2 protein-coding genes are annotated in these 1,047 nt (G+C 42.5%); both read right to left on the bottom strand.

All coding sequences use genetic code 11. The features are described 5' to 3' along the window. Positions 1-91: 91 nt before the first annotated feature. On the bottom strand, positions 92-304 hold the full coding sequence (locus E5S67_RS32100; RefSeq protein ID WP_246277108.1) for a group II intron maturase-specific domain-containing protein: 213 nt from the start codon (positions 302-304) through the stop codon (positions 92-94). Between the two features lie 285 nt (positions 305-589). Next, positions 590-967: a reverse transcriptase/maturase family protein gene (locus E5S67_RS32095; RefSeq protein WP_339382833.1), complete on the bottom strand. Its 378-nt coding sequence runs from the start codon at positions 965-967 to the stop codon at positions 590-592. Positions 968-1,047 lie beyond the last annotated feature (80 nt).

The following is a 1,047-nucleotide window of genomic DNA, read 5'->3' as shown; positions in this document are numbered from 1 at the left end:
CTTCTTGCCGTTTTTACGGATATGGGTTGATTTACATTCTGGGCATTGCATAAATTATTCCTCCTATTCATACTCTAACTCAGCAACGCCATTACTCATTACTCCATCCCACAATTACAGGATTCAGGTGGGCAATTAGTGCTTCCTGTTTTGCCGTGTTGTGGGCGGATATTATTTCTCCGATTTCCCGTACATGGAGTTGAATTTTCTTTTCGCTGGGCTTGATGAGTGTTTTGAACCCCAATAATTTCCCCTGGACTCTTCCTGTATATGTTTGACCAACTGGATATTGTCTGATATTCAATAATCCGGACAGTTTTTGGAACGAGACTACAAGCTTTACAGCGCAAGGATCATAAATAAAGTCCAATTAAATGCAACGAGCGGGGTGGAGCTGACATTGATTTAATTATCCACAGTGGCTCAAAGTCCTACAGAATAAGCCATTGGGCCATATAAAAACTGTCCGGACTATTGTGATATTGAAACCCAGGAAGTTAAATCCTGGTTGTTGGTTTTCCACTTGCATCAAGGTGTGAGTTATTCGAGTTTTCTTTTCACTCATTTCTAACCCCATCCCATTTAACCATTATGCTACTATCTGTTTGCTCTGAGTGATGACGTGAAGACTTGGGTGTAATACCACAAAGTCATCGGCGTATCTCACTATCGTCAGGGCGCTGATGTTCTCCTTTTTTCTTCCTGGGAGACTTGACGCAAATTGCTTGAGTCTATCTTCCAAGCCGTGAAGGGCTATGTTTGCTAATAAGGGTGAGATAACTCCCCCTTGAGGGGTTCCTTCATCGGTAGGGAACAACTTGTTTGCGTCCATCACCCCCGATTTAAGCCACAATTTTATGAGGCGGTTTAGAGTCGGGAATGTATGCAGTTTAGAGAGAAGTGCCTGATGGTTAATGCGGTCAAAGCATTTGGTAATATCAGCATCCAGCACATACCGCTCTTCCATCACTCTAAGCAGAAGAAAATAATAAATATTCGGATTCAGTGCTCTCTGGTATAGCACCTCGCATTCGATTCATCAAGGAA

The sequence above is a fragment of the Microcoleus asticus IPMA8 genome (genome assembly GCF_013179805.1).
GTDB classification, from domain to species: Bacteria; Cyanobacteriota; Cyanobacteriia; order Cyanobacteriales; family Microcoleaceae; genus Microcoleus; species Microcoleus asticus.
This window is presented reverse-complemented; position numbering and strand designations above follow the sequence as displayed.